Source organism: Vibrio anguillarum (assembly GCF_003390515.1).
GTDB classification, from domain to species: Bacteria; Pseudomonadota; Gammaproteobacteria; order Enterobacterales; family Vibrionaceae; genus Vibrio; species Vibrio anguillarum.
Window position 1 is genome coordinate 712992 of sequence record NZ_CP031478.1, and the last position, 25994, is coordinate 738985.

Annotated in this window: 20 protein-coding genes; 7 read left to right on the forward strand and 13 right to left on the reverse strand. The window is 45.3% G+C overall.

Translation table 11 applies throughout. The features are described from left to right. Positions 1-138: 138 nt before the first annotated feature. From DD616_RS02970 to DD616_RS02995, 6 genes are all read right to left on the reverse strand, one after another. Positions 139-696 carry an Lcl C-terminal domain-containing protein gene (locus DD616_RS02970; protein WP_017042172.1) on the reverse strand — a complete coding sequence of 186 codons (558 nt, stop codon included), beginning with the start codon at positions 694-696 and terminating at the stop codon, positions 139-141. Continuing rightward, the gene (locus tag DD616_RS02975) at positions 693-2153 is read right to left on the reverse strand and encodes an Lcl domain-containing protein (protein ID WP_094123391.1); all 1461 of its coding nucleotides are present in this window, start codon (positions 2151-2153) and stop codon (positions 693-695) included. Before DD616_RS02975 ends, DD616_RS02970 begins: the two co-directional genes overlap by 4 nt. 2 nt (positions 2154-2155) lie before the next feature. Continuing rightward, a complete protein-coding gene (locus DD616_RS02980) occupies positions 2156-4432 on the reverse strand; it encodes a proprotein convertase P-domain-containing protein (RefSeq protein ID WP_208871433.1) in 2277 nt (758 codons plus the stop codon). Positions 4433-4441: 9 nt separating this feature from the next. After that, positions 4442-6583, reverse strand: a complete 2142-nt coding sequence (locus DD616_RS02985; RefSeq protein ID WP_208871434.1) for a TonB-dependent hemoglobin/transferrin/lactoferrin family receptor — start codon at positions 6581-6583, stop codon at positions 4442-4444. Continuing rightward, entirely contained in the window at positions 6584-8596 is a 2013-nt protein-coding gene (locus tag DD616_RS02990) for a prolyl oligopeptidase family serine peptidase (RefSeq protein WP_208871435.1), read from the reverse strand. A 256-nt stretch (positions 8597-8852) separates the two neighbouring features. Next, positions 8853-10199 carry a DEAD/DEAH box helicase gene (locus DD616_RS02995; RefSeq protein ID WP_026028423.1) on the reverse strand — a complete coding sequence of 449 codons (1347 nt, stop codon included), beginning with the start codon at positions 10197-10199 and terminating at the stop codon, positions 8853-8855. A 395-nt stretch (positions 10200-10594) separates the two neighbouring features. On the opposite strand from DD616_RS02995, the gene DD616_RS03000 reads away from it, so the two are divergent. Next, a complete protein-coding gene (locus DD616_RS03000; protein WP_026027153.1) occupies positions 10595-10864 on the forward strand; it encodes an Lpp/OprI family alanine-zipper lipoprotein in 270 nt (89 codons plus the stop codon). 108 nt (positions 10865-10972) lie between these two features. On the opposite strand, the gene DD616_RS03005 is transcribed toward DD616_RS03000, so the two are convergent. From DD616_RS03005 to DD616_RS03020, 4 genes are read right to left on the reverse strand one after another with little or no spacing between them, the layout of a single operon-like run. Further along, entirely contained in the window at positions 10973-11896 is a 924-nt protein-coding gene (locus DD616_RS03005; protein ID WP_017049254.1) for a L,D-transpeptidase family protein, read from the reverse strand. Between the two features lie 5 nt (positions 11897-11901). Continuing rightward, positions 11902-13314, reverse strand: coding sequence for a deoxyribodipyrimidine photo-lyase (gene phrB / locus DD616_RS03010; RefSeq protein WP_208871436.1), 1413 nt, complete (start codon positions 13312-13314; stop codon positions 11902-11904). Between the two features lie 16 nt (positions 13315-13330). Then, positions 13331-14164, reverse strand: coding sequence for a MerR family transcriptional regulator (locus tag DD616_RS03015; protein WP_013868370.1), 834 nt, complete (start codon positions 14162-14164; stop codon positions 13331-13333). Further along, complete coding sequence (locus DD616_RS03020) at positions 14154-15107, reverse strand: YbgA family protein (protein WP_026027151.1); 954 nt, start codon at positions 15105-15107, stop codon at positions 14154-14156. The genes DD616_RS03015 and DD616_RS03020 overlap by 11 nt, the downstream gene beginning before the upstream one ends. A gap of 311 nt (positions 15108-15418) precedes the next feature. On the opposite strand from DD616_RS03020, the gene deoD reads away from it, so the two are divergent. The 4 genes from deoD to DD616_RS03040 all read left to right on the forward strand — a co-directional run bounded on the left by deoD (position 15419) and on the right by DD616_RS03040 (position 20871). Continuing rightward, positions 15419-16129, forward strand: coding sequence for a purine-nucleoside phosphorylase (gene deoD / locus DD616_RS03025; RefSeq protein WP_013868368.1), 711 nt, complete (start codon positions 15419-15421; stop codon positions 16127-16129). A gap of 60 nt (positions 16130-16189) precedes the next feature. Beyond that, positions 16190-17659, forward strand: coding sequence for a lactate dehydrogenase (locus DD616_RS03030; protein ID WP_026028170.1), 1470 nt, complete (start codon positions 16190-16192; stop codon positions 17657-17659). Between the two features lie 163 nt (positions 17660-17822). Continuing rightward, positions 17823-19310, forward strand: a complete 1488-nt coding sequence (locus DD616_RS03035) for a tetratricopeptide repeat protein (protein WP_013868366.1) — start codon at positions 17823-17825, stop codon at positions 19308-19310. Beyond that, positions 19291-20871, forward strand: coding sequence for a diguanylate cyclase domain-containing protein (locus tag DD616_RS03040; protein WP_013868365.1), 1581 nt, complete (start codon positions 19291-19293; stop codon positions 20869-20871). Before DD616_RS03035 ends, DD616_RS03040 begins: the two co-directional genes overlap by 20 nt. A 30-nt stretch (positions 20872-20901) precedes the next feature. Here the strand turns inward: DD616_RS03040 and DD616_RS03045 are convergent, their stop codons facing one another. Further along, the gene (locus DD616_RS03045; protein WP_094123956.1) at positions 20902-22092 is read right to left on the reverse strand and encodes an MFS transporter; all 1191 of its coding nucleotides are present in this window, start codon (positions 22090-22092) and stop codon (positions 20902-20904) included. On the opposite strand from DD616_RS03045, the gene DD616_RS03050 reads away from it, so the two are divergent. Further along, positions 22091-23218, forward strand: coding sequence for an endonuclease/exonuclease/phosphatase family protein (locus DD616_RS03050; protein WP_094143602.1), 1128 nt, complete (start codon positions 22091-22093; stop codon positions 23216-23218). The genes DD616_RS03045 and DD616_RS03050 overlap by 2 nt on opposite strands. A 12-nt stretch (positions 23219-23230) precedes the next feature. Here the strand turns inward: DD616_RS03050 and DD616_RS03055 are convergent, their stop codons facing one another. Then, a complete protein-coding gene (locus DD616_RS03055) occupies positions 23231-23518 on the reverse strand; it encodes a GNAT family N-acetyltransferase (RefSeq protein WP_013868360.1) in 288 nt (95 codons plus the stop codon). Between the two features lie 136 nt (positions 23519-23654). Between DD616_RS03055 and DD616_RS03060 the strand changes: the two genes are divergently transcribed. After that, a complete protein-coding gene (locus DD616_RS03060; RefSeq protein ID WP_013868359.1) occupies positions 23655-24398 on the forward strand; it encodes a flagellar brake protein in 744 nt (247 codons plus the stop codon). Between the two features lie 71 nt (positions 24399-24469). Here the strand turns inward: DD616_RS03060 and gltS are convergent, their stop codons facing one another. Then, positions 24470-25696 carry a sodium/glutamate symporter gene (gene gltS / locus DD616_RS03065; RefSeq protein ID WP_208871437.1) on the reverse strand — a complete coding sequence of 409 codons (1227 nt, stop codon included), beginning with the start codon at positions 25694-25696 and terminating at the stop codon, positions 24470-24472. Positions 25697-25994 lie beyond the last annotated feature (298 nt).

Below are 25994 nucleotides of genomic sequence, written 5' to 3' on the forward strand. Positions count from 1 at the left end.
ATTCTCCATCTGCCCTATCTCAACAACTATGGATCAAATCTTAGGTGCTGCTGAAGTGAAACAAAACACCGATCGTCATGTCAACATGACATGACTGATCGTTTCCCTGACAGCGTAAGTGGCGTCATTTCATAACACTTATTCTTCAGCCACCAGCAAAACACCAAATTCAAAATTCGGTGCGTAGTGGTAAATTTCGCCATTGACGGAATCAAAAGACCACACCTGACCACTCGCTAGATGGGGTGATTGGCTCCATAAATACGACAAGATATTGCCTGTCTCATACTTAAAGCCTTGGGCAAATGCTCTGCTATTCATCGCTGGGCCAAAACACGCCATTTCAGTCAATGACACTAACTCTTTAATATTCGGCAATCGCCATTCGGCTTGGCTGGCAAATTGGTGCAATGCGTGTCGGCTTTGAGGATGGTTGATTGCCGCCACTTCTTGCAAAGCACTTTGCCAACGAAACCCGGTCGCTTCGCCATCACACTGCTCCGTGGCGGCGTTCCATGTTTTACCAACTTGGCAACGCATCCACGTTAAGCCAGTGAGCTTATCTTTGATCGTCCCCTGCTCGCTGTAGACATAGCGCGTGTTGGGTGCGCTTTTCGTCATATCAGGAGAACACTCTTGGGCGACGCCGACAGCAGAAAAGATCAAGCAAGAAGCCGCGATTAAATGAGATTTCATTGGTTGTTCTCCTTGGTTGCAACAACTCGAATCGGCGAGACATAAGACGGGTCATTGTCCGCCGCCGTACTGCTGGAGTAGAGTTCAATTGGGCTACGTTCCCCTTTGGTTGCACCAGACAGCGCCGTGTAAAGATATTGCATCGAACCATCGCTTTGAAATTGAGAGGTATTGAGATAAGCAATGCCAGAAGTCCACGTATGCCCATCAAAAAATTCGGTGTTCTGCGGCTGATGCGGGAAATAGTCCCGGTTGAAACCAACCGCATCGTCACCCAATTCGCCTAAATCGAGCATCATGTATTGCTCGCTGTTGGTCGGTAAACGCCACGTTTGTAACCCACACAATTTATCTTGATTGATACGATTGATGTAATCTTGCGTAGTGCAAATAGTATCACCTGCCACCTGACAGGAAGCAGCCGTCACATCTTTTGCAAAAGGGATAAACTTGTCGGCAATTTCTAATGCAAACAACCGTTCTTTATAGTTCAAAGACGCGGCATCTTCTGACTTCACTTCCCAAATAAGTCCACTGTAAACATCTTTAACGCATGACCAATCGCTCGCTTCTGCCTCAAGTTCATTGCCAGCCGCATCTAATTTGATGAACGCAAAGCTCTTACCCGTCACGCCATTTTTGGCGGTAATATCTAGGCCATATTCAGCATCTTGACCGGGATAATCAGCATCAGCCCGCGCTTGTGCACCTTGATCGGAATAGAACTGAATAATGCCCGTGTCTTGCAGAGGTCGCTCTTCCGATACTTGCGCCATCAATGTATTAGCATATTCGGTCATCTTTTCGCCAGAAACGATCTCAGAGGCAATCAGTGGTGTATTTTTTGCCATGGTTTGCCCAAGCGTTGCCAGCAAATCAATTCGTTCACTTGCTTTCGCTTTTTGGAGCAACACGACAGCATTGGCATCCAATATTGCCAATGCTGTGTGGCTAAAGTTTTGTGAAATATCGCCATTCACTTCAACGCCTAATTGCAAAAGCTGCTCGGCCAGCAAGCGATTCGCTTCTTTCTCCGTATTTCCATCCAGCATAATGCCGGCAAAAATAGAACTCACACCGTTGAGGATGTTGCCACTGCTTTTGCCCAGCGCCGGCGCAATCAGGATCGATGATTGGCTGGTTTGGCGACTTCTCGTCATGACACTAATGCCAGTAGAAACGTCAGCCACAATAGGAAAACGGTAGATTTGAGTGCTGTCACTCGTGAGGGTGTAGCGCCCTTGGCTATCGGCTTGCGTGCTGATTTCGCCCACATCACAGGCAAAGTTTTGGTTAGAATCAATGCAGACAGTGGCATCAAGTGCGACGTTTTGCGCTTGAATTTGCCCGCTAATTTTATGGCTGGGTAAAGATGTATTGGCTACATCTCCACTTCCACCGCCACCACAACCAGCCAGTAAAAGTGCCAGCGAAAGTGTTGAAAGTCTTAAGTGCATAGTTATGTGTTCTTCAGTTTAAGTGAAAAAATAGCCAACAAATTACGTCGTCTTATAGCGAATGCCGCGAGAGGAAGTAATAAGAGCAGTGAAGTCGAACCGCCACCTGTTTCAGGTGAAAGTGCGTTGGTCACAGGTTGAGGGCATTGATAGCCCGCTAGGCGGCCTACCCCCCATTCAATCAAGGTGCCGGAATTTCCCGGGTTGTAGTCAACCACTTCCAAACGCCAGTAGCCGCTTAGGGCTTCGCCTTGTAAAGAGCCCAATATGGCATCATGTGCCAACACCCAATAGTCATCAAAACCATTTATGGCCGATGGTGCTTGGTTGAGTAATTCGACGCGTGTCCCTGCGGGTGAAATTAAGGTAACGCGCAGCTCTTGTAGTTCTGGGTGGGATAACTGCAGGCGAACCACAAAATCTTCATCAATCAATACATTGCCAACATCGAGCGTCAATCCATAGCTCTTAAATCCGGACGTAACCGTGTCTGTACTGTCAATACTGGCGTCTTTCAATACTGAATGTATCGCTACTGGCGGCGTTGCAAGCTGTGGCTTACCCACGATAAACGATAAAGTTTGCTTGTCAGATTGCATCGCAAGGTACGGTTGATATTGATAACTCGATTCAAACAGTAGAGTCTGTTTGACTCCGCAGGTGTAGGTGGTTGGCAGCGCGATGCTCCATTGCTGCTGCTGGAATTTTTCGCTAGCGAAAGTAACGGTTTCACCTTGCAAAGTGGCTACCGTTTGTAAACTTGCTTGGCGATTCGTGGCCTGAATGTGCACGTTCAGCGGATCCGTTGGCATCACAAATCGACGTTCCAACAGGAATTTGAAGGGTTCTTGGACTAAGTTATGTTGCTTAAATTGCTGTAATAGCATCGCATCATAAGCGCGATGCGGGTACAGCTGTTTGGCGGTATACAGCATGCTTTCACTCAAATCATGCATTTTTAGACCACGACCTAAGCCGTACATTGATTCAAGAACAATACGGTCAAATTCAGCAAACGCTTCTTGACCGTACTCATTCACGGCCTGTTTCAGCGCTTGAAATAAAGGGGTAGACCACAATTCATCACCCAACTCACCTGCTACACTTTCATGCGCTCGATACTCTGCGGATGCAAAATATTTGGCCCGTTGATTCCACAAACTGCGCGTTGAAATACGAGTACCAAAATAGCCATCCCAATTAAACACGGTGTCAATTTCGAATGCTTTTCCTTGTGTATACTGGCGGCGAAAACTGTGCGAACCCGCCCAATAGTCACCAAAGCCTTCCCCAATCGCGCCCGAATGCCCATAAGCCCAATCGGGAACGATTTGATAATGAATTCCATGCCCAAGTTCATGGGTAACCACGTCGGCATCTAATGCATCGGGCGAGCCCCCAACACCAAACAACACCGCTTTCGGGCCAACATAATAAGAAGAGTTGTTGCTAGATAAACCTCTCGCATCAAACCTCACGGGCTCACTAAACAGGGAAAAGCCGAGCTGTTTGGTATAATCAATCGATTGATCAAGATGGTAAAAAGCCATCAGCTGTACAAAGCGATCATCAAGCATCTCCATGGAGAGAATTTCAGCATCTGAGTTCCATTGCGCCACGTTTTCAGCGCTAAGTAAGCCAACACCGCTATCAACCCACTGCTTGGCATCATCTTGTTGCTGTATGGCGGTGGCATCAACTTGTCGTACTCGTTCATTGGCTAAGTAATATTTACCTGCACTTTGCAACATCTCGACATTCGCACTTTGGTAGTGCGGCTGGTTTGGGTAATCAGCAAGGTCATTCCACGCCGAATCTGGCGCAGGCAGTTGATCCATGGTTCTTAAATCGGGATCAAAAAGTTGCACATTGATGCTCTGCACATCTCCCGATGAGAGCGCAGGCGGTTCATTCGCCACCAATCGGCGGGGCGATTCGAGCTCTGCCGCTACCAATGCAACGCCATCTCGCTCGACTGTATTGTGCAAACTTTTGAACACGCGCGTCACTACGCCAGACTGATCGGTCGAGAGCACTAACGCTTTTTGCGGTTGGTATTGGCCGTTCTGCCATACATCAAAGTTGTAATGATTTCCCAGTAAACTCTCGGTTTGATAACGAAACTTCAGTGTCCCAACATCAGGATAAAGCGAGCTCAAATACAGCTCAGCGGACTCTTTCGTTGCAATGGTCGTTTTCGCCAGTGGATAGTCCCACTCCCCCGCAAAGGCGGAATGGCTCAAGCATAGCAAGGTGCTCAGAACGATAATTTTTTTCATCTCTAGCTCCTAAAACACGTATTTAGCCGTAGCGGTAAAGTAACGCCCGGGCTCAGTGGAATAGAGCGTTTGACTTTGACTTACACCCGCGACGTCTTGATAACGAACGTATTCACGGTCGAATAGGTTCATGATGTTGAGACTCACATCAAGGTCACGCATCACTTGATAACTCACGCCAAGATCGACCGTAGACCATGCCGACGTTTGCGCGCATTGCGCTTTACGGCCTATATCATCAGAGCATGCTGGTGCTCGGTCCATCGAACTCGCCCAGTTCCAACGTGCGTAGGCATCCCAATCTTGCTGCTGGTAATTTAGTTGTCCATTTCCTTCCCACGGCGTGATGGTACGAACGTATTCATCTTGATCATCTTTGCCATCCACATAACCCGCTTTGAACGTGGTTGACCATTGTTGATTCAGTTGATGAGCGAAGGTGAACTCCACGCCATACGTTTCGACGCCATTAATATTTTGGTACTGCTTGATCCAAGCGCCTCTATCGCTATCAAATCCCACGTCTTTAGTGTCCATGAAATTGTCAAAGAGAGAGTAAAAAACCGCGACATAAGCTTGAGATTGGCCATTATCGTATTTTGAACCCAACTCAAAACTATCACTGGTTTCAGCCTGTAAATTCATGTTCGGCGCGATAAAAAACGGCGTCAGTGGAACAAAGCTGTGGTCTGCCGCACCGTAGGCTTTGTCATAGGTCGGAGCGCGGTAGCCGTGGTTGTAACTGAGGTAACTGTTGAATGATGGCGTCCACTGGTAAGCCACGGATGCGCTCGGTGACCATTCACTGGTTTGAATTTCACTAACAGCAAAACCAGCAATAGGTTGCTCTGACTGAGGAGTAAGGTTATTCAAATCAAAACGTAAACCAGCGCTAAATGTCCACTGGTTGAGGCTGAATCTATCTTGCAAATAGACGCCAAAACCATAGGCCTTCGCTGGTGCAAACGGAATAATATTTTCGTAGGTTTCCCCATTGGAATCCTTGGTATCCACGTGACGAGGGCGTTCATAACGATTGGTATTAAGCACTGCACCGTAAATAAATTGGTGTTCGATGTTGTGGACTCGTGCTGCTTTTTCTAAATCAACCGATAGCCCTATCAACTGATCAGAAAAACTTTCATCGCGTCTCTCACGACGAAATTCAAGGGTGTCGAAAAAGGCATGTTCTTTGGTCAATAAGCGATTGGTTTGAGTATCACTTTGACTATCACGCCAGTAAAGCTTGGCGTCCACATGGTCTGCCCAGAAAGAAAGGGTATCTAATTGCACCCCCAATGATGCCGATAAGGTTTGGTGCTGTTCCTGTTCAAAAAATTCTTTGCTTTCCCATTTGTCATCGCGTTGAATGGAAGCAATGCCTTCTTTGCGGATGTTTTCATCTTTATAGGCGTTAAATTTTGCACTGAGTAACAGCGAATCATTGACCATGTGATCGTGAGCTAACGATGCACTGAATCCTTCAATATCTCGGTTATAGAGATCTTGGTTAAAGTTGCGTGTCTCTTCACCTTGCCAATATGAAATGGTCACCAAGCTTTCACCATTTCCATTGCGCACCGCTAGCGTGCTACTGCTCTTATATTGATTGCTGATCCCTGTGTAGGAGCCAGAGGCATCAATATAGAAATCACGTCCTTGCAAATAATCCGCCGGCGATTTTGTGGTGACAACCACAACGCCGCCGATCGCGCCCGAACCATGAATGGTAGACCCTGCCCCTTTCACAACCTCAATGCTTTTTATGTTGTCTAAGGCGAAAGTATTGCGGCCTACCTTATCGTTAATGTCATTGGCACCATAGCCGTCCGATGCGGCGACGCCATCTTGAATGATCGCAATGCGGTTGCCCGTCATCCCTCGAATCGTGATGTTTTGTGGCCGACCAGCGCCACCCGTAACACTGATTCCGGGTTCATGACTCAATACATCATACAGTTCTGTCGCGCCTTGTTTTTCAATGGTTTCACCGTCAATCGCTGATATTGAGCCTGCGACTTTTGACAGCGGCTGTTCTACTTTATTGGCACTCACCACCACTTCTTCAAGCTTGGTTAGGCTGAATTCGGCATGCACTGACCCTACCGCAAGCACGCTAAGCACCGCTGCGGTGATTGGAGAAAGCTTCATTTACTGCTCCGCTTTTTTGTTTTTATCTATGGTAAGAAGAAAGGCGTATTCCACGGCCTGTTGCTGTAGTGCCTTACGTGAATCGCTACTGTGCCCGCTATTGAAGTCCGTCCATAACAAGTAAGGCCCGCTACCCGTGCTCATCAGCGACATTTTTTCTATGTATTTCGCGCCTTCCCAATAAGGGACACGGTTATCAAACCACCCGACACGGACGAGGGTTGGCGGATAAGGTTTGGCTTGAATATTGAGTAGTGGGTCATAAGCTTCAATTGCTGAGCGTTGCAATGGCTGGCTAGGATCTCCCCACTCTTCTCGCTGCTGCACCGAGAGTGAAGAGGAGTCTTCTGTGGACATGCTTCTAAGCACATCCACAAAAGGCACTTGCAGCACCACTCCAGCAAAAAGTGCTGGGTTTTGATTAACCGCGGCCGCAACTAAGGTTCCACCAGCGCTGCCGCCAATCGCATAAATAGCGCGTTGGCCGTTATTAAAATGCTGCAATGAAGAGGCGACGTTCAGGAAATCTGAGATGCCTATTTTTTTCAGAATGCCAGACCCAGCGCGGTGCCATGATTCACCGTGATAACCACCACCGCGCACATGAGCAATCGCATAAATTACGCCTTGATCCAATAAACTGATCACTTGTGGCATAAAGTACGGACGCATAGTGACGCCATACGCGCCGTAGCCATAAAGAAAGACGCTGGACTGTGCGCTCAAGGTGTCTTTTCGGTACGCCAAAGTGACAGGAATAGCCACGCCATCAACATCCACCACAATCTGTTGTGACTCATACTGTTCCGGTAAATAAGCAGGATAGTGGTCTTGACCCAGTCGCTTCCATTGTAAGCTTGCCACATCAAACTCACGCCAAACTCCTGCAGAAACCATCGACATTGAACGCACGCGCAGTTTATTGCTTTGCCAATCACCGTTACGAGAGACCCAAGCGACCTCACTTTCTGTTTCCAAAGGCTGTGATGCTCTCAACTTTCCATGCTGATCCATAATGGCCAGTTGAGAATGCTGTGCTTGGTTGGTTTTAACCACAACGCCAGCTTGATATAAATAAAAATTATCCAGCGTGGAATGATCATCTGGCGCATAAAAAAGCTGCCAAGGGTTTTCATTCATGCTCAGTAATCGACGGTAGAGTGCAAACTTGCCGTTGAGGTTACTATTGATGTAGAGCCAACCATTAGCAACGTCTGCGTAGTATTCAATACCCGGCTGTGCGGCACGAAGCGGAAGGCTTAAGTGAGAGCTGTTAGTCTCTAAAATACGTTGTTCACTGCTGTTTTCGTTGTTGACTTGCACGAGGGCAAAATGCGGATCCGCCGCCAAATAGAGAGACACGATCCACTGCGGATCAGCCCACTCCCATAGGGTTTTTGTCTGCTTGCTCAGCACATCATAGCGCTGTAATAAGCGAGAAGAACGGCTTTCTTCTGCCGCCAAAAAATAGAGGTATTGGCCATTTTCAGACCAAATAGCTTGGGTCGTTGCAGATTGGCTAAGCACGATTTCCAGCTTCGATACACGATCCAGCAGCGTCAGCGTGTAGTGCTCTTCCCCAGTCAAATCTTCGCTTAATGCAATAAAGCGGTCCCCTTTTGCCACCGCCCAATTGGCTAACTGGTAATAATCTGATTGCTGCTGTCTTACACTGATATTGACCAAGCGCTCAATTGGGCTGTCTTCTGCGGTCTTTTTAACAACAAAACGTTCACCCTTAATTACTTGATCATGATAGTAATTTTGGTACTGGATGAGCCAAGGTGTCGGTGCTTTTACGCTCTTATTCTCTGACCATGTTTTGACTAGTGCATTAGAAAGTGGTGCGGCTTGATTGAGCCACTGTTGTGTTTTTTTATTGTGATCTTCAAGGTGTGCTCGAACCTTAGGCTGGCTACGCGAGCCATCTTCCAGCCACTGCAGTGACTCACCATAAGATGAATGAAAACAAGACAAACCAACAACAAAAGTAATGATATTGAGTAATTTCATTATGATCAGTGAAAACATAGCCAATTATTATAATGAGGCGCAGCTTGCCACTAAACGATAATGAGATCAATTATCATTTTTATATAAAATAAATAAATTATGGGATTTATAAGGGTGAACGTTTGCGTGTATATAAAAACACCGCCTATTTGGCGGTGTTTTTATAATTAGGGTGAGGTTGTCTCAGCAAATACTGGCATTGAGTCCGTCAGCAGATTCGATTGACCGAAAGGTCACGCAGACAAGACGCTCGCTGTTACTCATCGTCAACTTTAGGTGCAACTCTCTTTTTCGGCACAAATACCGCATCACCCACTGCCACATTCTGATAAAAGGTTTTATCGCGTTTAACGGGCTTCTTATTGGCGGTGTTCGCCTTGGGCTTAGTACTTTTAGTCTTAGCGGCTGCGTTTTTCTTAAAGGCCGGAACACGTGGTTTTAGTCCGGTAAATTTACCTTTCAGATCATCAAATTGAGAGAACTCGATATCTTGCTGCAAAAAGGCTTCCACGCGCTTGAAGCTGTCCCAATCTTTTGGGCCAACCAGCGAGATTGCATCACCTTTATTACCCGCACGGCCTGTACGACCAACACGGTGCACATACTCTTCCGTATGTTTGGGCATATCAAAGTTAATCACGTGCGTCACGTTCGCGATATCAAGGCCGCGTGAAGCCACATCCGTCGTGACCAAAATTTTAAATACAGCGCGCTCAAACTGGCTCATGATGGTGTTGCGCTGGTTTTGATTTAAATTACCACTCAACGCAACGGCTTTCAGTTTCTGCTCGTTGAGTTTAAGCGTTAAACGCTCAGTATCAGAACGGGTCGCGGTAAAAATGATCACTTGTCGATATTCGGCTTCTTGCAGCACGCGTTCGAGTAAGGCTTCTTTGTGATCGAGATGATCGCAGAGGTAGAATTTTTGGGTGATGTCTTTATGCTCTTCGTTGACAACACCAATCGAAATGCGTTTTGGATCTTTAAGCAACTCGGTACCAAAGTCATTCACTTGGCCGTGATCAAGCGTTGCGGAAAACATCAGTGTTTGGCGACGACGGTGGTTCGCTGCATGATGAATACGGCGTAGTTCCGGAGCAAAACCTAGGTCCAGCATGCGGTCAGCTTCATCAAGGATCAGCGTATCTAAACCATCAAGACGCAACGAGCGGTGCTCTAAGTGATCCGCTAAACGACCGGGAGTCGCTACAATAAAACGGGGGAAACGGCGCAGTGCTTTTACTTGGTCGTTAAAGTTTTCACCGCCCACAATCAGCGTTGCTTCGTAGCTCAACCCACTGAGCATAGTACGCAGCTCACCGTACACTTGTTTGGCCAACTCACGTGTCGGAGCAAGAATCAGAGCTCTAGGGTCTTTTGCTGATAACGCTTTAGTTTTTAGAGACTTATGCAGCATTGGCAAAACAAACGCTAATGTTTTACCCGAACCAGTCTTAGAGGATGCCAACAAATCTTTACCTGCAATCGCCACGGGAACCGCTTGTTGTTGGATCTCTGTCGCTTGTTTGAAGTCATAGTGTTTGAGGGTCTTCAATAAGCGATTGTCTAAGCCTAAATCTTTAAACTGCAAAGGATTCTCCAAAAATTTGTAAAGTTGCCACAATAAATAGGGCAAGAGGTCAAAATGAAAACGCAATATGATAGCCCGAAAGGCGCTTAGATAGATAGAGATCACATAAAAATAATCAGCACGCACACTTTTTCAAAGCATAAGAAGATAGAAAATACGTCTCTTAACGATGAGACATAGCGGAGTAAATGAGCATAAATTGAAATTCTTGGATTATTTTGACGTTCGGCTACTGGGTGAACGCTAGAATAGTGTCTACAATTGAGTTCGTCACTATATGATGATTTCCAAACAAGTGTATACCCAAACAACTTGACGTTGCAGGTAAACAGCACCGCTGTAGCTTCAAGTAGGAAAAGTATAATAGGGCGTCATTGATAATAATCTTACAAACAAGGAGTTCAATAATGAATAAGATGTTAATTGCAGCTGCAGCCTCTTCTGTACTTCTACTTGCTGGTTGCGCATCAGGCCCTGATGACGCAGCAATGACGAAAATGGATCAGCTAAGCAACCAAGTTAGCCAACTCAGTGATCAAATTTCTGCACTTAAGAGCGAGCAATCGACACTTTCGTCTAAAGTAAGCCAAGCGGCTGATGCCGCTGCCGCTGCGCAAGAAGAAGCGGCTCGTGCAAACGAGCGTATCGATAATATTGCTCAGTCATACACGAAATAATTTCGTTATATTCCATAGCTGAAATTGCTTAAAAGGCTTGTTAATTCAAGCCTTTTTTATTGCTGCTATTACATGGTTCACCATTAATGAACTCATCAACTTCTTTAATTACTCCAATGAGGTTGAAAAATCTGCAGCCACAACTTCGACAGGCACACCATTTTGCGCCAAGATCACCGCTCTCGCTTTCGCATCTGATTTGTTAAATTCATCCAACCACCAGCGAAGTTCTTGCGGTACCTGCAACTCTTTTTTACTGCCGTTACTGCGCGTTAAAGGTTCATGAGCTTCAAGAAATACGCTTCGATCTGGCTCTAAGGCTAATTTTATCGGCTCATCAATTACTTTCACTTTCTCGCCACGCTGGACCTGCTTAAACAGCCATTCAATATCCTTGGGATCCATACGAATACAACCTGAGCTGACTCTCATACCAATACCAAAATCTTTGTTGGTACCGTGGATCAAATAATCACCCGCACCATAAGCGAGACGAAGCGCGTATTCGCCAAGCGGGTTATCTGGCCCAGCAGGCACCACCGCAGGCAGTTCAATACCTTTCGCTTTATATTCAGTGCGGATCGATTGAGGAGGTGTCCAAGTTGGGTTCGGCCGTTTTTGGCTGATAGTGGTTTCCATTTCGGGCGTGTCACGACCAATACGGCCAATACCGACGGGGAAAATATGCACTTTGCGTTTTTCAGGCTCAAAGTAATAGAGCCGCAGTTCAGCTAAGTTGATGACGATGCCTTCGTAAGCCACGTGCGGTAAAATAATTTGTGACGGAATGGTTAGCACAAACTCTTGCTGCGGCAAAAATGGGTCAATTCCTTTGTTAGCCGCCATCAAAGATAAAAACCCAACATCGTACTGTTTTGCAATTTGCGCTAAGGTTTCGCCCTGCTCAATCACGTGATATTGAGTTCGGCCAACCATGCTACTGCCTTCGGCAGGAAAATCATAAGTCGCGGCAAACGCGTTCACACTGAGCGCACCCCAGCAACAACACAAAGAGAGTAGCTTGCGTAGCATGGTGATCAGGTATCCTTGGCGTCTTTATAGATCTGTAAGGTTATCTCTCTTTCTACTTTATGATCAACCATTGGCGCGGGATATGACAAGGAATTGACGGCAGGGAATTTCCAAGGCGTGTGGATGTACTTATCTGGCAACGAAGCCAATTCAGGTACCCACTGACGAATAAAATCACCTTTCGGATCAAAACGTTCCCCTTGGCTGGTAGGGTTAAAAATTCGAAAATAAGGTTGCCCATCACACCCAGTTGAAGCGCACCACTGCCAACCGCCATTGTTGGATGCATAATCGCCATCCACTAATGTTTGCATAAAATATTGTTCACCAAGTCGCCAATCGATATGCAGATCTTTGGTTAGAAAACTGGCCACAACCATCCTTAATCGGTTATGCATCCACCCAGTTTTATTGAGTTGGCGCATCGCCGCATCGACAATAGGGAACCCGGTTTGACCCTGCTGCCAACGTTCAAAGGCCGTTGAGTTCTCCCACCAAGATACATGTTTCCCCCAAGGTGCAAAATCTTTTCCCTTACAGAGATCAGGACGAAACCCGATCAGATGCAGATAGAATTCACGCCAAATAATTTCGCTCAGCCAAGTTTGCGCCCCTTCAGACAACCCAATATGTTGCGATTCAGCGTATAGACGCGCCATACATTGACGCGCAGAAAGCGCCCCTATTGCGAGATAAGGTGACAGTGCGCTGGTCGAATCCAACGCGGGAAAATCACGCTGCTGGTGGTAATTCTGTACCTTATCACGGCAAAACTGGCGTAATTTAGCGCGAATTGCATCGAACTCGACCACCCAATGATCACTGCTGATGCGTGGATAGCTGAACGAGCGGTGTTCGCTCCACAGCAACGGCTCAAGATCCTTTATGGGTTTATAATGTGCAGAAATAGGCGTTGGTAAAATTTGAGGAATAGCCGCTTGTGATAACCACGCTCGTTTAAAAGGCGTAAAGACTTTGAAATAATCACCTTGCTTGTTTTTGACCAAACCGGGGGCAATAATGCACTTATCGTCGTATGCTCGCCACTCGATCTGGCGCTCTAGGCAAAACTGGCTCGCCATCTCATCACGCTGCAACTCATTGATTTCATACTCGCGATTAACCAACACAGCGCTGGCATTAAGCTGCTTAGCAATAGTGGCAATCTGCTGCGCAGCATCAGCGTAATCATCAACTTCCTCATACAGCAGAGCAATATTGAGTGCTTGCAGTTCACGTTGCAGCTCAAATAAACGCCGATAAATAAGATCCGCCTGCATCGGAGCAAGATGGTGTTTTTGCCACTGTGCTGGCGTTGCAATGAATACGGCAACAACAGGTTCTTCGCCATCAATGGCGGCATGTAATGCCGTATTATCAACGGATCGTAAATCTCGGCGCAGCCAGAGTAATTTCACTGTACATCCTTACTGATTAATCTAACGAATGGTGCAGACGAGCAACCACATCTGACAACGAAAGCTTATCTCCCAGTGAGATACGCAATTTCCGTAACGCTTGAACTTGCTGCTCGGTTAACGCTCGATTGGCAAACAGCGCAACCTGTTGGTAGTTTGCTAAAGCATCATGATCAACAAGAGCGGTAAGATCTTCGACACCATCTAAGATAGTGAGGTTATACCCAGCTTCCACCTTTCCCACGAACCATAACCAAGCCAGTATGCTCGATGTTGGATCAAGATTAACGCAAAGACATTTTCCTTTAGTTGCCGCTTTGTTTTCCGCTTCAATGATCGAGCTCAACTTGCTTATCATCAGTGCCTGAAAAAGCCCTTTTTGCAAACTGCGCAGCGGTCCTTTAACCCGCTCTAACGTGTCGATGACAGGAAAGACAAACTGCTGCTCAACAATCTCTAACGGATACTCTTTCAATACCGTAGCAATGGTTGATTCCGCTTTGCCTTTATTGAGATCCACTAAAGCTTGCAGCAATTGTTCTTGCTCTAAAAGCTCTGAACCATGATTTGCCAAAGTATCAATGATGCTTTCACTGCCACTGAGCAATGCACTCACTTTGCCAATCGAAACCCCTTTCGCCAGCCAGCCTTGAATAGTGCGAATCGTCGCAATATCCTCTTGTGAATAAAGGCGATGCCCTTTTTCCGTGCGCTGTGGCTGAACGAGGTGATAGCGGCGCTGCCATGCACGCAAGGTAACGGGCTTTACTCCAGTCATCTCGGCAACGTCTCGAATAGCGTATAATTTTTCAGTCATCATGTTTTCAGTCAGTGGGTTCTCATAGTCCATAACGTAACCTTAGCGTTTGTGGATAAGGCGATAAATAGTGCTGTTGCTGCAGATAAGCATCGGGATACATTTTTATGTAATGTTTGAGCAACGTAATAGGCGCAAGTAAAGGAAGCTCGCCAGTTCGATAGTCATCAATCAATTGCGCTAACTCCACTTTCTGCTCTTTGTTTAAGGCTCGTTTGAAATAACCCTGAATGTGCATCAAAACATTGGTGTTATTTTTACGGCTCGCTCTGTGTTTAAGCGCATCCATTAGCCCTTGGCGATAGTGCTCAATAAAATACTGTGGCGGATGCTGCTTGACTTCAGCCACCAAACGGCCGAGTTCTCGATACGCTTGCGGGTGATGCGCCATTAACGTCAATTTGTAACGTGAATGAAAGGCCACCACTTTGCCCGGTGTCGGGTTGTCACCTATCGATTGATAAAAGTCATGTAAACAGTAGACACGCGTAATGAAGTTTTCGCGAAGCACAGGATCATGCAAACGGCCATCTTCCTCTACAGGCAACCACGGCATTTTACGCATCAAAGTGGCGGTATAAAGCCCAACACCCTCTTTGTCTGCTCGTTGATGCTTATAGACTTTGACTCTTTCCATGCCACATGTCGGGGATTTCGCACAAACGATATAACCACACAATTTCATCAATTCGAGCTCATCAACTTTTCGTTCTGAGAAATCGAACATGGCTTGCGTGTAATCTTTGGTTTCATCTTTAGTTTCAACCAGCGCTAAACGCTCTTCGTGAGAGATCAGGCGAATGGTAGGCCTTGGCACGGTTAAGCCAATCGCAACCTCTGGGCAAACGGGTATGAAAGAGAAATAATTCGTTAACTCTTTGGTCACAAAGTCACTCGCTTTGTGGCCAGAATCAAAACGGACTTGCTCTCCCAGCACACATGCACTGATCCCGATACGAATTTCTGGATTACTCATCGCCGCCTCATATACAAAAATATTTGTTGTATAATGTATAGCACACTCCAACCACCTTATACAAAATATATTTATGTACACATAAAAGGTAAACGTTTACCCAAATCGATTGCCTTACCACTTTCAACACTTTTAGTTATCAATGAGCCACAAAAAGGGTATTAACCTCCATTCTGTGACAAATCTCTCAAGGGACATTGTCAGGTCTAGCTAGTATTGCCTCAACAAAACACATCAGATTCAACAGAATTAGTAATTTAATCCACTTATTGCGGATAAATCGCTGACTCGAAAACTTTGGAGTAACAACGATGGCAACCCCACACATTAATGCGCAAGTTGGTGATTTCGCTGAAACCGTTCTAATGCCAGGCGATCCATTACGTGCAAAATACATTGCTGAAACTTTTTTAGATGATGCTAAACAGGTTTGTGATGTTCGCAGTATGTTCGGTTATACCGGTACTTATAAAGGTAAAAAAGTATCCGTTATGGGCCACGGTATGGGCATTCCATCATGCTCGATTTATGTTCACGAGTTGATTTCAGAATACGGTGTAAAAAATATCATCCGTATTGGTAGCTGTGGCGCAGTTCGTGACGATGTCAATCTAATGGATATCGTTATTGGTATGGGTGCTTCAACCGATTCCAAAGTTAACCGCATCCGTTTTAACAACCACGATTTTGCCGCGATTGCGGATTACGGATTGCTTGAAACGGCCGTCAATCAAGCACGCGCACAAAACGTGCCCGTGAAAGTAGGCAACGTGTTTTCCGCTGATCTGTTCTACACACCTGAAGGTGATTTATTCGAAAAAATGAATAAGCTTGGCATCTTAGGTGTGGATATGGAAGCGGCCGGTATTTATGGCGTTGCAGCGGATCTAGGCGCAAAAGCATTGACGATTCTTACGGTGTCAGACCACATCATTCGCGGTGAGAAATTAAGCTCTGAAGATCGCCAAACCTCTTTTAACGACATGATGAAAGTCGCGCTTGAAACAGCGATTAGTATCTAATTTTTAAACCTCAGCTGCTCACCCAAATTGGCAGCCTTAAATTACCCCGAGGGGGCGATTGTGTCCAACGACCAACTACCCAAGGACGCAGATGGTTTACAACTCAACTTTTGTAAAACATTGGCGTGTGACAACTTTGGACTGAGTGAAGCCGAACGGTACGTTCTGCAGCGCGTAAACCCGAAGCGTCCAACGATGGTTTGTCGTGAATGTGGAGCTTTCCCCCCCTTACTTAACAACCGAGAAGTGTTAAACGAATTACACCGTTTAAGGCAGCTTCACAGCGACGGGTTGCCCGCTTGTCGCAGTGATGATTGCCAAAATTTCGGTTTATCTGTTCATACGCACAAACACCTCTATCACGCTTTTGGCTACAGCGGCGATCGCCAGCGATACCGTTGCAAAGCTTGTCAGAGTACCTTTGTTGATAAGTGGTCAGGAGCCAACAAAAAACTCGTTTTTCAAGAAACCTTACTCGGCCTACTCTTCATGAGTTATTCGGTGCGAGAGATTTGCCGTAAATTATCCATCAACCCAAAAACGTTTTATGATCATGTCGAGCACATTGCCAGTCGCTGTCGGCGAAAACTGGCCATGATTGATGCGCGTTGGGTGAATCATGCAAACCAATATGAACTGGCTTGCAATTACATCCCGCTCCAGCCCCATAGCGACAACGGCGTATTGTGGTTTGCAACAGGTGAAGCCAAAACAGGCTATATACTCTGTCAGCACGTAAACTATTCCGCCAATGAAGAGCCTGCAGGCGAGCTTGATCACAACCCCTATCACTCGCCCGCGCGTTTTGTTTCTCGTGAACATTCATCCGAAGCAAATCTACCCACTCCTGACGCATCTCCGCTATTACGTGAGCGTATTGATCAGAAATACCAAACAATTTTAGCCCGCGGTAATGTTGAAGACCCCATGGGTAACCTCACCACTTTTCATTACCCTTCTAAAGGCGCCTTGATTCGCCCTCCTTACACCTCTTATGCTCACTTCCTCCACGTGCTGGATTTGTGCCTTGAAGATAAGCGAGTTTCTATCTATCTGCCTCAAGATCCGGTTTTACGTTCTGCCGCATTGAGCGTCTGTTTGCCGCGAATCAAGCGTAAGAATGTTGACTTGATGTACGTTGAGGAAGATCCGCAATGGCAAAATGGACATTCCGTGAATAAAACGGACATTGTTCACATGGGATGGTGGCGAGATCGCTGGGCTATTGCCAATCAGGCACAGGCTGCCAAAGGTGTTTGCTATTTGGCAGGAGACAATCCAACACCCGAAGCTTGGCTCGATAAAGCATCGATTAAGCAAACAGAGTTCTATCAAAAACGCTTCCAACTGTTGTTCGAAAGCTTTATCAACGAACCGAGGCGTAAACTTCGCCCTGGCGGCCTACAACCAATGCTGGATATTTTTCGTGCTTGGCACAATCTGTGCTACCAAGATAAACATGGATTCACCGCCGCCCAAAATTTGGAATTAACTAAACATCCACTGACATTGAAAGAACTACTCTCTTAGATTTTTAGGTTATATTTAGACTGTGGATTGTGAAGTAGCGCAGATTATTGTGGTAATGAATAACCAATGCACCCACTTTTGGGAAAGTAAATAGTGCGCTTTAACGTTGGCTTCATATAATGAATCGGTGACTTAGGCTTCTTACTTTTGAGGAACAGCCCGTTTGGATAAAAGCCAATACCTTCTTGAAATTGAAATAGAACAGCTTAGAGCCCGTATTGAAACTGAGCCGGAGAAGGTGTCGATCGTCGCGGAGCAGTGTTTATTGAGAGCACAGCAGATCTTTTTCCCAGAAGGGGCGATTCAATGTTTGATCATTTTATCTCGCTGCGCTTGGTGTCTAATGGACTACCGCGTGGGTTTAAAATACATTAAAGAAGCCTTATCCACTCAAAATACCCTCGATACTGATGATTGCCTTCCCGAAATTCTGCATATTCACGCGCTGCAACTTTGGGGTCAGGCAAAATATTATACCGCCCAACAATATTGGATAAATGCCTTAGAACAATCAGCTCTGGTTGATGAAGTTGATATCCAGATAGAGTGCCTCATTGGTCTGGGTAATGTTTGGCGTATTACCAACGAATATCAACTTTCATGTTCAACACACGAGCTAGCCGTTAAAGTCGCTAATAATGCACGTATCCATTGGTTAGAAGGCAAAGCCCGTATTCTGTGGGCATGGGATCTCTATCTACTTAACCAATACATCGATATGCTCACAGTGCTCGATGGTGCAGAAGAAGCGCTACAGGATCATCCCGATAAAACTTGGCAAGCCGAGGTTTGGGATTTTCGCGGCTTAGCACTGCTCGGGCTTGAACGAATCGAAGATGCGGAAGCGGCAACCACCAAAGCACTCGAACTTGCTGTTGAGCATAATCTTGTGTGGATGAAGGCCCACTCATTCATTAGTCGAGCTCGTTTGGAACTGCTGAGAAAAGACTCCAAGAAAGCAACTGAGCTGTTGCTTCTTGCTGAAGCCTCTGCTGCTTCATTTGATAAAGGTGAGCTACTTTCACAAATTTGCTACCAACAATCCCTAGTCGCAGAGCAGCGTGGTGATTTTAAAGCTTCTTTAGCCTCATTTAAGAAATATCGCCAATTTACGGTTGAGATGCTTCGAGAACAAACGGCGCGCATTGGCCTTGATAAAGCAAGAGCCTCTAAGCGACAACTTGAGCAACGAGCACGTAAACTCATTAACCGTATTCGTGGTCAACACGAATACGACCCAGAGAAACATCTCTCCAATGTAGTTTCAGAGACTTATTGGTGGGAACAACTCATGCTGTTCAAGACCGAGTTGAAGCATTCTAATCACGCCGTCATTGTCATCCAACATAACGACTCAAAGTACCTCGATGTATGTACCGAGATTGCCCACTCGCTCTGTAACCAAAAAGATCTCGTTTCTCGTTTAAGTAGCGAACGCTTAGCGCTGCTTCTTGCCGATAAAGGCGATGCAGCGCTGCACGTCTTCCATGTATTGGCTAAGATGATTGAAATATACCCCTGGGAAAGAAAAGGATTAACGGGGTCGCTACCTCAAGTGATGTTCCAAGACATTTTGAGTTTCCCATTCACATTAGAACAACTGGAAGACAGTCAACCTCAGGAATGGTCGCATGGAAGTACTGCTCAGTAAAATTAAAGATACGGGTTTGGATGCCACCTCCGTTTCCGGAGAGGAGGCCATCATTTTCTGGAATCACGTCCGACAACATATAGCCTCAACATCAAAAGAAAAAGCACTTAGCTACATCATCAGTGCAGAGTATCGTTCAGAACTGCATCAGTCGTCCGCCAGCATAGAGGAGCTTCGTCACGCCTTAGCATTACTTGAATTGCCTAAGGACGCCGAAATTATTTTGTCTGTGAAAAACAGTTTGAGCGATCGCCTAATGGAAAGCGGTGAATTTGCCGCGGCGCTCAACGAATATGTGTCCGCTTCTAATATTGCCGTCGACACGGGTTACATTGACGAATATGTACTAGCCGTCATTGGCATGGGTAACCTGTGTGATGCTTATGGCGAGCACAGCCGAGCCCTTCGTTACTATCAAAAAATTGATAGTATTGATCACGCAATCACCAGCCGCTCATTACGCCTGCGTTATAAACTTTACATGCTATCGTGTTACATTCAACTGCACCGAATCTCCGCCGCCACCGACCTAATTAAAGAGTGTGAAGAGCTGAGTATTTTGGTCAGCGATAAAATTCTTACCGGGCAAATTTCACTCTATCAAGCTCAACTTTATCTTCATCAGGATCAAGTCGATAAAGCGCTCATTACGCTCTCTAGTGTTCAGTACAGTGCTGGGAATATGAATTCCACCTGGCTATCGAATATGATTCGAATTGAAACGGCCAACTGCCTGGCTAAAATAGGCAAAAGTCATATTGCCAATATGATGCTGGCCAGTACAGACAAACGTCTGCAACGATACACGTCACCCACGATGGCCAAGCAGCTGTATCGAGCATTCAGTGCCGTGTGCGAGCGCCAAGGCCTTTATCAAGCCGCCCTGATTTATGAAAAAAAAGGCTTTCGAATTGAAACTGATCTGATGAAAAACATCCCGATTAGTGAGCTGGGGGCCAATCAACTGCGTCGCTTATCGCGCTTTGAATTGCAATTGAAATTGATCTTATCTGAGATTGAAAATCGCGAGCTCAAAGAAACCACAGAACATCAAAAGAATGCCGTAGCCCAACTTCAACAGGATGTATTCACTGACCCACTCACCACTTTACACAACCGCCGCTGGTTAGATGTAAAGCTGAAAGACCTACTGCTTCATGAGAAGCTATTTGCATTTCTAGTCATTGATATTGACCATTTTAAATCGATTAATGATGAACTTAGTCACTTGGTTGGTGACAAAGCGATAGTCAATGTTTCACGTGAGTTGAAAAACTACTTTAAATTCCGAGGCTCCTCCTGTGTCCGTTTTGGTGGAGAAGAGTTTCTGGTGATTTTAGAAGATTGCTCGCTCGACCAAGCTGAAATGCATGCCGAAAACTATCGAGAACGCATATTCCAATTTGGTTGGCACGATATTCTAGGTGAGCGCGGCTTAACCGTCAGTATCGGTATAACCTTGCATCGAGATGGTGAAAATACACAACGCACATTCTACCGCGCCGACAAAGCCTTATATCGCGCGAAAGCGAATGGCCGCAACCAAGTGTGCACTGAGTAACTTTCCGAAGGGTCGTAAACGACCCTTTTGTTACCTGTCGCTCCAACGCAGAATTCTAACTTCATTACCCGCTTCGGGTTTAATTGGAATATTGAGTGATAAAAGCAGCGAAACAAGTGCCATTACCGCTCCAATGTAAAAGACGCTCGCCGGAGAGATAAGCCAAATTAAACCAAACGTGGCGGGGATGAACACGGCCGCAATATGATTAATGGTAAAAGAAACTCCCGCTGTAGACGCCATGTCCGCAGGATCTGCAATTTTCTGAAAATAAGTTTTAATCGCCAAAGCCAAGGCAAAAAAGAGGTGGTCAACCACATAAAGTGCCGCCGCCCAATGTGCGTTTTGTACAAGACCGTACCCAACAAAAACAACAATTAACCCCGTGTATTCAAACAGTAACGCTTTACGCTCGCCGACTACACCAATGAACTTACCAATACGTTTAGCAAACAAAAAGTTGAACAAATAGTTGATCAAAAACAGTAAGGTAATATCGGCCGCTGAATAGCCAAATTTCTCCACCATAAGGAAACCAGCGAAAACAGTGAAAATTTGCCTACGCGCACCACTCATGAAGGTCAAGGCGTAATACAGCCAATAACGTTTGCGTAGCACGAGCTTTTTATTTTGTGGCACTTCCGCTTTAAATTCAGGAAAGGCAAATGCAATGATCAACACCAGCACAAAACCAGCACCGCCAGAAATGACATAGACCCATTTAAAATCGAGCTGAAACACTTCTAACATTACCCACAAAGCACCGTAAGTGATCAGTGATGCAAGTGCTCCAACCGAAATGAGTTTGCCAAGCATTTCTGGCGCTTCATCTTTATTTAACCACTGCAAAGACAAGGATTGTTTAAGCGTTTCAAAGTAGTGGAACCCAGTCGACATCAATAATGTCGTGAGCAGTAACCCGGTTAAAGAAGGGAAAAAACCCGTCATCGCGGTTCCTAACGTCAACATACCCAATGAGATCAGGATAAATCGCTGCTCTCGAATGAACAGTAAAACGAATACGGCGGTGAAGGCTAAAAATCCGGGGATTTCTCGTACACTTTGTAATAAGCCAATGTCTGAACCATCGAAATTCGCTTTTTCAATCACGAAATTATTCAACAGTGCCATCCAACTAGAAAATGCAATCGGCACAATAATGGAGATAATCAATAGGAAATTTTGTGGCGTGCGCCAACCTTGAGAGGCTTTAGGGTACATGAGAGATCCTTATCTATGTTTCAGCGCATCATATACTCAAGTCGCCTTAAAAGGCGAGAGCTCATCACAACAGGAAACAAGGTTAGGGATTAGCACTGCTAAATTACACCGTTCGGGTATAAGATCGACCGAGACACAAATATTGGGATTTAACATGACGATTACGTTCGCAACGATTAATTTATTCAATTATTTAGCTCCGCCGAACGCATATTATCAGTTCGACAATATTTACACGCAAGCAGAGTGGCAGAAAAAAAAGCAATGGTTTAGCCAGAAGATCAAACAGCTGGATGCCGATATCATTGGCTTTCAAGAAGTTTTCAGTTTTGATGAACTACGCAACCAGATGATGGATTTAGGCTACCCGTATGTGGCCTGTGTAGATGAACCTATCGTCAAAGATGGATACATCTATAGCCATCCGGTTGTAGTAATTGCCTCTCGCTATTCTCTGCGCCAAGTGAGCGCCGTACATGGCACGCTACCAAACCAAGCTGCCCCTTTTTGCTTTAATCGTACACCGTTACACGCTACGGTTTGCCTGCCAATGCTCGGGGATATCGATGTCTATATTGTGCATTTTAAATCTCAACGTCCGGCAGAATCGCCTGCGGCACCTCATCATCTGATCGATGAATGGCAACAAGAAACGCTAGGACGCTGGCTCTCTACTGTTCAGCGAGGCTTTGAAGCAAACCTGACTCACCAATATATCGTCAATACTCAAAAACAAACTGGGCGGCCTTGTGTGCTAATGGGCGATTTTAATAAACCGTTACATCACGAGGAGTTTCAAGGACTACTATCGCAGGCCTTATACCGCAGACCAGAAACACAACAACCGCTGGCTGACTATGCGCTTTACGATGCTTGGGATCTGCATACCGAGAGTGTTGAGCAGCCTCGCAAAGCCACTCATTACGCCGGCTCCACGGGATCTGTACTCGACTATATTCTTCTTTCCGCAGACTTCGCGCCTTTTGTCCAGCCAATGAAAAGCTATATCAGCCACTATACTGTGCTTGATCAACATCTGGTCAACCCGAGCTATGAGCTCGATAACTTTAGTACTGACCATGCACTGGTCGCGGTCACATTAAAAGTAAACACAACACCGAGCTAATGGGTTTGTATGCTACGACTCTCGATGCAATAAATGCTGCCATTCACTGTGTCGATTTAAATAATGCACAACATAACTACAGACAGGTTTAATGGTGTAACCTTGCGCTTCAATTTGCGGTAATACACTCTCCATCATTATTTTTCCGTATCCTTTACCCTGAAGTTCATCCGGTACGCGAGTCGAAGTAATAAACAACACTTCATCCTGTTGTTGGTATGTCACAGTTGCGAATAGATTTCCCTCAAGATGTACTTTATATTGACAATTTTGTATATCATGTTGCACTTCATGAATCATGGTAACGTCCTAATTGATATATAAATCAAATAAATTGATATTCTCAGAATTGAATCTTCCAACATCTACCCCTAGAATTTAAACTATTACAAAAATTAGAATAAAATGCAGCTACTGCATCACGGAGAAAATTAAGATGGAATCGCAGTCGGCAGTGCTGAAAGATGAACAGAACCCAAACCGTTCAACCGAACGTAATAAAACCCTATCGACACTTAATAGTACTGATGCGTTATCTATGGTTGAACACAGTAGCGAACTAACCTTAAGTATAACCACTCCCGTTGGTACGAAATTCCAGTGTAAAACGTCATTTATCGGTACCTACTCTCATTCCCATCTCCTTGTAGAAATTCCTAAAATTTCCGCAGATGATCTCTCTTTTTTCTTCCAAGAAGGTTTTTGGATGAATATCAGAGCTATTTCACCACGTGGCGAAGGAGCTTTAATCCATTTTCGTAGCCAGTTGTTACATGTATTGCAAGAGCCTATACCGCTCGCCATGTTATCTATTCCCAACAGCATGCAAGTGACCCAACTGCGCAAAGAAGCTCGTTACGATGTGAATCTAGCAGGAAAAGCAACGGTAGGAACGCATAAGTCGGATTGTGAGGTAAGAGATCTCTCCAAAAGTGGCTGTCGTTTTGTCACACCTCCTCTTGGGCGTACTTTCCAAGTGGGTGATAAGATTAGTCTCGAATTATTTACTGATCCTCGCAGCAGCCAATTCTTTGCGCCTTTGATGGGTAAAGTTTGTAACTTGCAACGCTCACTGCACTATGCTCGTTACGGAGTGCAGTTTGATGAAGAAGGTGTCAAAAATGCGAAAAGTTTATTAGGTCAACTGAAGTTTGATGGCACCAAATTGACGTTGAAGTAATAAAAACGCCCTGTTAAACAAGTTAAGTCAGGGCGTTTTTACTTTTTACATTGCTTTTAACTGCATTGTTTTTAACCTAGAAAAGAAATATATCCCTGCAAGATAACCAAATTCACAATATCCACAAAGAATGCACCTACGATAGGCACAACCATAAACGCTTGTGGTGATGGCCCATATCGTGTCACCAATGAGCCCATATTCATCACAGCGGTTGGGGTTGCTCCAAGACCAAAACCGCAGTGCCCACCAGCGATCACAGCAGCGTCATAATTTGATCCCATGACTTTAAATGTCACAAAATAAGCAAAAATACCCAACACGACCGATTGCACCGCTAAAATCACCAGAAATGGGACAGCCAAGTCAAAAATATTCCATAACTTTAAACTCATGAGTGCCATTGCAAGAAATAGCGATAGAGAAACGGTGCCTAAGATGTCAACGGTTTCAGCATCAATTTTATGAACTTTCGTCAATTCCAGTATATTGGTAATGAACACACCGATGAAAAGCGCATAGACAAAATCGGGGATCATCAACCATTTGATTTCAAATGCACTTACCCACTGTTCTAAATATTTAGCACCAGTGACACAAATAAGAAGGATGAACAAACCCTCGATCACTTTCTTAGCGGTGACTTTATCTTCTTCATATTCATTGTACGTAACCAGCTCTGGGAACTTATCGTGCGTTTTGGTTCCTCGTCCATACTCAGATTCAAACCCGTTTTTATTAATGAGTTTTTGGGCAACTGGGCTACCGATAATCCCACCAATGATCAAACCAAAGGTCGCTGAGGCCATGGCAATTTCTAGCGTATTGCTAAGCCCATAATTGTCGTTGAATGTTTGAGCCCACGCCGCTCCCGTACCGTGTCCACCCGAGAGGGTAATAGAACCGGCGATCAACCCCATCAGTGGGTCAAGACCAAGAGCCGTCGCTAACGATACACCGACGCCATTTTGGATGATGATATAAAACGAGGCAACGGCGAGGAAAAGAAAGACTTTTACTCCACCCTTAACCAGTTGAGTGTAATTGGCCGCAAGGCCTACGGTGCTGAAAAACATCAGCATAAAAATATTCTGCAACGGCAATGAGAACTCTAAATCTAAGCCGTAAAAATGTAGAAGAGTGATCGCGAAAGCGACAATTAAGCCACCGACGATGGGCTCAGGAATGTTGAATTTTTCCAAGATAGGCAGTTTTGCGTTAATAAAGTGACCTAAAAAAAGCACGCTAATAGCGATTAAGAAAGACTCAAGGGGCCCAATTGAAATTAAATGGTGCATATAACCTCTTATTACTGCTTCACTCATCTTCCTTAATGAGTTTGGAGATCATCAAAGAAAAGCTTGATAAACTCGAAAAAAATACGATTGATCGATACGGATCATCCTTATGGATATTGTTTATTTTCAATGATATACGATGTTTATTTGATGGGTTTTACGAACGTATGGCCTAACTGGTTTTGCTCGAAAAACATCTTCGCTCACGGCTTGTGATTGTCATTTGCAAACTCTCATTAGACGAGCGAGGAGGCGTATCATACCTAACAGACAAAAAAAGAGCCAACCGCAATGATGC

Bases quoted from the DNA above. Each gene is read 5' to 3' on its own strand.
- DD616_RS03040 (WP_013868365.1), top strand. From the start codon at position 19,291: ATGGAAGTACTGCTCAGTAAAATTAAAGATACGGGTTTGGATGCCACC.
- DD616_RS03055 (WP_013868360.1), bottom strand. From the start codon at position 23,518: ATGATTCATGAAGTGCAACATGATATACAAAATTGTCAATATAAAGTA.
- DD616_RS02990 (WP_208871435.1), bottom strand. From the start codon at position 8,596: ATGAAATTACTCAATATCATTACTTTTGTTGTTGGTTTGTCTTGTTTT.
- DD616_RS02980 (WP_208871433.1), bottom strand. From the start codon at position 4,432: ATGAAAAAAATTATCGTTCTGAGCACCTTGCTATGCTTGAGCCATTCC.
- DD616_RS03000 (WP_026027153.1), top strand. From the start codon at position 10,595: ATGAATAAGATGTTAATTGCAGCTGCAGCCTCTTCTGTACTTCTACTT.
- DD616_RS03045 (WP_094123956.1), bottom strand. From the start codon at position 22,092: ATGTACCCTAAAGCCTCTCAAGGTTGGCGCACGCCACAAAATTTCCTA.
- DD616_RS02970 (WP_017042172.1), bottom strand. From the start codon at position 696: ATGAAATCTCATTTAATCGCGGCTTCTTGCTTGATCTTTTCTGCTGTC.
- DD616_RS03050 (WP_094143602.1), top strand. From the start codon at position 22,091: ATGAGAGATCCTTATCTATGTTTCAGCGCATCATATACTCAAGTCGCC.
- DD616_RS03020 (WP_026027151.1), bottom strand. From the start codon at position 15,107: ATGAGTAATCCAGAAATTCGTATCGGGATCAGTGCATGTGTGCTGGGA.
- DD616_RS02985 (WP_208871434.1), bottom strand. From the start codon at position 6,583: ATGAAGCTTTCTCCAATCACCGCAGCGGTGCTTAGCGTGCTTGCGGTA.
- DD616_RS02975 (WP_094123391.1), bottom strand. From the start codon at position 2,153: ATGCACTTAAGACTTTCAACACTTTCGCTGGCACTTTTACTGGCTGGT.
- gltS (WP_208871437.1), bottom strand. From the start codon at position 25,696: ATGCACCATTTAATTTCAATTGGGCCCCTTGAGTCTTTCTTAATCGCT.
- DD616_RS03005 (WP_017049254.1), bottom strand. From the start codon at position 11,896: ATGCTACGCAAGCTACTCTCTTTGTGTTGTTGCTGGGGTGCGCTCAGT.
- DD616_RS03015 (WP_013868370.1), bottom strand. From the start codon at position 14,164: ATGGACTATGAGAACCCACTGACTGAAAACATGATGACTGAAAAATTA.
- DD616_RS03060 (WP_013868359.1), top strand. From the start codon at position 23,655: ATGGAATCGCAGTCGGCAGTGCTGAAAGATGAACAGAACCCAAACCGT.
- deoD (WP_013868368.1), top strand. From the start codon at position 15,419: ATGGCAACCCCACACATTAATGCGCAAGTTGGTGATTTCGCTGAAACC.